Here is a 1109-nt window from a genome sequence, read left to right as displayed (position 1 = left end):
GTTTTGGACCATTAAGAGAGCTGATGGAGGATGATTCTATTAGTGATATTATGGTTAATGGCCCTAATAAAATATTTATTGAACGCTATGGTCTTATCACCTTAACTGATCGGCGATTTATTAATAATAATCAACTAACCGATATTGCCAAGCGTTTAATGCAAAGAGTAAATCGTCGTATTGATGAAGGCCGCCCCTTGGCAGATGCACGTTTAATTGACGGCAGCCGTATCAATGTGGCAATGAGCCCCATAGCCCTGGATGGCACTACACTTTCTATCCGAAAATTTAGTAAAAATAAGCGAAAACTAGAAGACTTAGTGGATATGGGTGCAATGAGTAGCGATATGGCTAACTTTTTAATTATTGCGGCTAGTTGTAGGGTTAATATCATTATCTCTGGTGGTACCGGTTCGGGAAAAACAACTCTACTTAATGCTTTGTCAAAATATATATCTAAGAGTGAAAGAGTTATTACTTTAGAAGATGCAGCAGAGTTGAATCTTGAACAACCTCATGTCGTGAGAATGGAAACGCGGTTAGCCGGTCTGGAAAACACAGGGCAAATCACTATGCGGGACTTAGTGATTAATTCACTACGAATGCGCCCTGATAGAATAATTATTGGCGAATGTCGAGGTGAAGAAACCTTTGAAATGCTTCAAGCAATGAATACAGGCCACAATGGTTCAATGTCAACATTGCATGCTAACTCCCCTCGCGATGCTGTCGCTCGTCTGGAAAGTATGATAATGATGGGCCCAGTTAATATGCCTCTCTTTACAATCCGGAGGAATATAGCATCTGCAATTAATCTTATTGTACAAGTTTCACGAATGAGTGATGGCACAAGAAAAGTGCGCTATATTAGCGAGATAATGGGAATGGAAGGAGATAATGTCATACTACAGAATATATTTTCATTTAAACCAGAAAAAAAACGGGATGAAAAAGGTAAGATTCAAGGAGATTTTATCAATCATGGCTTATTTAGCCGCTCTTCTGTTAGAGTAAATTCAGACATATATAACTTATCGAATGAATTAAATAGTATTTTTTCTACGGTGGAAAAGTGATTTACTACATCATTATATTGTCCGGTATATCAT

1 protein-coding gene is annotated in these 1109 nt (G+C 37.9%); it reads left to right on the top strand.

All coding sequences use genetic code 11. The features are described 5' to 3' along the window. The coding region (locus FTA91_RS16390; protein ID WP_145583622.1) for a CpaF family protein at positions 1-1076 on the top strand (1076 nt) is incomplete at its 5' end. Between the last annotated feature and the right edge of the window lie 33 nt (positions 1077-1109).

Source organism: Yersinia thracica, assembly GCF_902170565.1.
In the GTDB taxonomy this organism is placed as follows: domain Bacteria; phylum Pseudomonadota; class Gammaproteobacteria; order Enterobacterales; family Enterobacteriaceae; genus Yersinia; species Yersinia thracica.
Note: the sequence above shows the minus strand (reverse complement) of the source record. Positions and strands in the feature narration are given on the sequence as shown.